At 75.8% G+C, this 4,284-nt stretch carries 5 protein-coding genes; 4 read left to right on the forward strand and 1 reads right to left on the reverse strand.

The window, feature by feature from the left end; translation table 11 throughout:
• Positions 1-152: 152 nt before the first annotated feature.
• Entirely contained in the window at positions 153-446 is a 294-nt protein-coding gene (locus ACFVGO_RS35635) for a hypothetical protein (RefSeq protein WP_359913205.1), read from the reverse strand.
• A 375-nt stretch (positions 447-821) separates the two neighbouring features.
• Between ACFVGO_RS35635 and ACFVGO_RS35640 the strand changes: the two genes are divergently transcribed.
• The 4 genes from ACFVGO_RS35640 to ACFVGO_RS35655 are packed head-to-tail and all read left to right on the forward strand — an operon-like array spanning position 822 to position 4,124.
• Positions 822-1,358, forward strand: coding sequence for an EF-hand domain-containing protein (locus tag ACFVGO_RS35640; protein WP_380636269.1), 537 nt, complete (start codon positions 822-824; stop codon positions 1,356-1,358).
• Entirely contained in the window at positions 1,355-2,488 is a 1,134-nt protein-coding gene (locus ACFVGO_RS35645) for an isocitrate/isopropylmalate family dehydrogenase (RefSeq protein ID WP_380636270.1), read from the forward strand. Before ACFVGO_RS35640 ends, ACFVGO_RS35645 begins: the two co-directional genes overlap by 4 nt.
• Entirely contained in the window at positions 2,485-3,120 is a 636-nt protein-coding gene (locus ACFVGO_RS35650; protein WP_359913196.1) for an isochorismatase family cysteine hydrolase, read from the forward strand. Before ACFVGO_RS35645 ends, ACFVGO_RS35650 begins: the two co-directional genes overlap by 4 nt.
• Positions 3,121-3,131: 11 nt before the next feature.
• Entirely contained in the window at positions 3,132-4,124 is a 993-nt protein-coding gene (locus tag ACFVGO_RS35655) for an SAM-dependent methyltransferase (RefSeq protein WP_380636277.1), read from the forward strand.
• Positions 4,125-4,284: the final 160 nt, after the last annotated feature.

Here is a 4,284-nt window from a genome sequence, read left to right on the forward strand (position 1 = left end):
GGGGGATCATGGGCCGCGCACGTCGGCGGCCCTCGACGCGGACTGCCGGGATCCCCGCACGGCGGGAATCCCGGCAGTCCTCCAGGGCTCCCTGATGGCTGGGGGCGGCTTCTCGGCCTGCGGGCCACTCAGGGGCGAACGGTCCGGGCCGGTCAGGCCAGGGAAACCGACCCGCGGTAGAGCGAGGAACCCACGCTGGTGCAGTACGCGTAGCTCCAGGAGCCGCCACCGACCCGGCGCAGGTCTCCGTACACGGTCTGGCCGCTGTTGCACAGGGCGACGGCCCGGAAGTAGGTGGCGCCCTCGGAGCAGTACGCACCGAACGTGTTGCTGTCGCTCCAGGTGGAACAGGAAGTGTTCGTCGTGGTCGCCGACGCCGGCGTGGCGGCAGCGATTCCGAGCGTGAGCGAGGCCGCGGCGACGGCCGTTGCCGCGAATTTGCGCATCTTGAGCATCGAATTCCCCTCCCGGACAGGGCAGTCCGCTTTCGGGCGAAGGCGGCTGCGTCGTGAACGAGGCCAGAACGGCGCACTCCCCGGTGAACGGTTCCGCGCGGGCGAGCGGACGCGGTGCCAAGAGCCTGCGACGCTGTGCACAATCACGGACGGATTCCCCCGGGACGGCCCGGTCGGGGGCGCGCGGGTCAGCCTCACTACCTGTCCAGCCGACCGGGGCGTCATGCGCGAGGGGGCGCATTGCCCCCGATCGGGTGGTCCGGCCGTGCTTCGCGCGCCGGTGGCCCGGGCGGGGCCGGATAGTGGAGCGGTCGCCGAGGCACGGGCCCGGCGTCCCTTCGTCCGGGAAACCCGAGGTGTACCGCCATGCCCACGTCCGCAGCCACCGACCGTGTCGGGCTCGTGTTCTCACTGTTCGACGCCGACGGGAACGGTGTCCTCGAACCCGCCGACTTCGACCTGATGGGCAGCCGCGTCGTCGCGGCGCTCCCCCGGGCCGGCGAGGACGCCAAGAACCGGCTGCTCGACGCCCTGCGGCACTACTGGCACACGCTGGTGACCGAGCTGGACACCGACGGCGACGGGCGGATCAGCCCCGAGGAGTTCACCGCCGTGGTGCTGGACCCGCAGCGCTTCGACGCCACCATCGACGAGTTCGCCCGCGCGCTGTCCACGCTGGGCGACCCGGACGGCGACGGCCTGGTCACCCGCCCGGACTTCCTCGCCCTGATGACCGCGATCGGGTTCGACGACCGGAACACCACGGCGCTGTTCGACGCGTTCGGCCCGGTGGACGGCGACCGCGTCCCGGTCGCGGTCTGGGCGGAGGGCATCCGCGACTACTACCGCCCCGAGAAGACCGGTATCCCCGGCGACCACCTGGTTCCCGGGGCGGCCCGGTGACCCCGGTCGTCCACCAGGGCGCCGGCCCGGTGCCGGCGCCCGCCGCCGGGCGGCCCGCGGTCGGGCTGGCGGTGGGCCGGGGCACCGGCCCGGAGCTCGCCGCCGTCTTCGAACGCGTCCTGCGGGTGCTCACCGCCGACCACCCGACGGGGGTGCGGATCGTGCGCTCCCCGCGCCTGTACCACTCCTACGTCTCGCTGCGCGCGCACGGCGGCCCCGCCGACGTCCAGGAGCTGACCGGGCAGGACGCGGAGCACTACGAGCGGTTCTGCCGCGACCTGGCCGCCGGCGGCACCACCGCGGTCTTCCGCACCGCGATCAACGCCCAGTCCCTGTACCTGGTGCGCCGTCGCCTGTGCGCCGTCAAGGTGGACCTGTTACGGGCCGGAGAAACGTCCCTGCTGCTCGTCCGCGACCAGGCCCAGGGCTTCTACACCGGGGAGAACCTGCACACCCCGGGAGCGGTCACCCGCACCCTGTCCTTCAGCCGGGAGACCACCGGGACCGTCGTGCGCCACGCCCTGGAGCGGGCCCGGCGCGAATGGCCCGACGGGCGGATCGACCGCATCGTCATGGCCTACAAGTTCCACCTCCTGGACGGCGCGTTCGACACCTGGGTCGCCGGGATCGCCGAGCGGTTGGGCGTACGGATCGAGGTGTTCCAGCCCGACACCGTCAACCGCAACCTGATCACCCACGGCCTGCCGGAGCGCACGCTGCTGATCGCCGGGAACGAGTGGGCGGACATCATGCACGTGGTCCTGCTGGACCGCTTCGGCGCCCAGCGGCAGGAGAACCGCTGCACGGAGAACGTCTGCCTCGACCCCGGCGCGGCCGGGCTGGTCGAGTACCAGACCGTGCACGGCTCCGCCGACGACCTGGCCGGGCGCGACCTGGTCAACCCGGTGGCCACGGTCCGCGCCGCCGCCCTGGTCGCCGAGCGGCACGCCGGCGTCCCCGGCGCCGTCCGGGCGGTCGAGGCCGCCCTCACCGCCCTGGACGACAAGGACGTGCGCACCCCGGACCTCGGCGGCCGGCACTCCACCACCGCGGTGGTCGACGCGCTGGTCGACGTCCTCGACCCGCCCGGTGCCGCCGCGGGTTCCACGGCCCTGGTGGGCGAGCCGTGACCGGCCCGGCGGGAACCGCCCTGGTGGTGGTGGACCTGCAGAACGACTTCTGCGCCGGGCCGGTGGCCCGGGCCCGTTTCGGCGGCGACGGCGCCGTCCTGGAGGCCGTGGTCGCCAACAGCGTCCGGGCGGTGGACCGGGCCCGGCGCGCGGGCGTGGAGGTGGTGTTCGTCCGCTTCCTCGGCGACACCGTCCACCAGGGCGCGGCCTGGCGCGCGCGGGACCGGCGCCTCGGCAAGGAGCCGAAGTGCCTGGAGGGCACCTGGGGGGCGGAGTTCCACGGGGTGGCCCCGGCGCCGGGCGAACGGGTCTTCACCAAACGGGCCCGTTTCGACGCCTTCCTCGGCGAGGGCCCGGGCGAGGACCTGGAGGAGCACCTGCGCGCGGGCGGCACCGGGCACCTCGTGCTCGCCGGGCTCTACGCCGACGTCTGCGTGGACTCCACCGCCCGCACCGCCTTCCAGAAGGGCTTCCACCTCACCGTCCTGACGGACTGCACCACCTCCCTGCACCTGCCCTGCGACGACGTCCTGCGGTTCATGCGCGTCCTGTACGGCGCCCGCACCACCACCGGAGACGACCCCGCGGCCTGGACGGCGCCCGCGCACGAGGAGGAACCGTGCACGCCGTAGCCGCGCAGGCCGTGGCCGGGCACGCCGAAGCCGGGCGGGCCGGCGCCACCACCGCGGCCCCGGCCCGCGGCGTGGCCTCCGGGGTGGGCCGTACCGCCCTGCTGGTGGCGGCCGCCCGCGCCGTCGAGACCCACCGCCCCGACGCCCTGGCCCGCGACCCGCTCGCCGAGCTCTTCGTCCGCGCCGCCCCCGCCTCGGCGCACTGGCCGCTGCGCCCCGAGCAGGTCCCCGGCGGGGACGCCGACCCGCTGTGGGGGCGCCTCGGGCGCTACTTCGGGCTGCGCACCCGGGTCCTGGACGACCACCTGCTGGCCGCCGTACGGGGCGGCGCCCGCCAGATCGTCCTGCTGGGCGCGGGCCTGGACTCCCGGGCCTACCGGCTCGACTGGCCGCCCGGCTGCGTCCTCCACGAGATCGACACCGACGAGGTGCTGGCCTTCAAACGGACCGTCCTCGACGCGGCCGGCGCGGTTCCCGCCGCCGAGCGCCGCCCCCTGGCCGCCGACCTGCGCGCCGACTGGGCCGGGCCGCTGCTGGCGGGCGGCTTCGACCCGGCGGCGCCGACCGCGTGGCTCGCCGAGGGGCTGCTGCTCTACCTCCCCGCCGAGGCCGAGCGGCGCCTGATGGCCACCGTGCACCGGCTCAGCGCGCCCGGCAGCACCCTCGCCTACGAGCTCAAGGACGTGGCCGCCGAGCCGCCGGCCGTGCGCACGTCCCCCGTGTACGTCGCGGCCCGGCAGCGGCTCGGCATCGACCTGCGCGCCCTCTTCGACGCCGACCCCCGCCCCGACTCCGCCGCCCGACTCGCCCGCCGGGGCTGGACGGTGACCGTGCGCAGCCCGTACGACTTCACCGCCGTGCACGGCCGCGGCCCGCTGCCGGAGCCGAACGACGCGCTGGCGGCCAACCGCTGGGTCTTCGCCGCCCGCCCGGGGCCGTCGGGAGGCGGGGAGGCCCCGGGCGCCGGTCCGCGCCGGCGGCCGCCCGTTCCGGGGCCCCGGTAGGGGCGGGCCTTCGAACGCCGTCGCCGGCCGGTGCGGGCCCGCCGCCGGGGGTGGCCGCTGCCGGCCGCGGCCGAAGTAGCCGGCGACACGCGCCCACCCCCTTCCCCACAGACCTACCGCCCTCGGCGCCTGGGTCCCTGTACCGGCCGGGGTCCGTAGG

Source organism: Kitasatospora sp. NPDC057738 (genome assembly GCF_042798815.1).
Lineage (GTDB): Bacteria > Actinomycetota > Actinomycetes > Streptomycetales > Streptomycetaceae > Kitasatospora > Kitasatospora lactacystinica.

Coding starts and splice junctions, on each gene's coding strand:
- ACFVGO_RS35640 (WP_380636269.1), top strand. CDS start 822: ATGCCCACGTCCGCAGCCACCGACCGTGTCGGGCTCGTGTTCTCACTG.
- ACFVGO_RS35635 (WP_359913205.1), bottom strand. CDS start 446: ATGCGCAAATTCGCGGCAACGGCCGTCGCCGCGGCCTCGCTCACGCTC.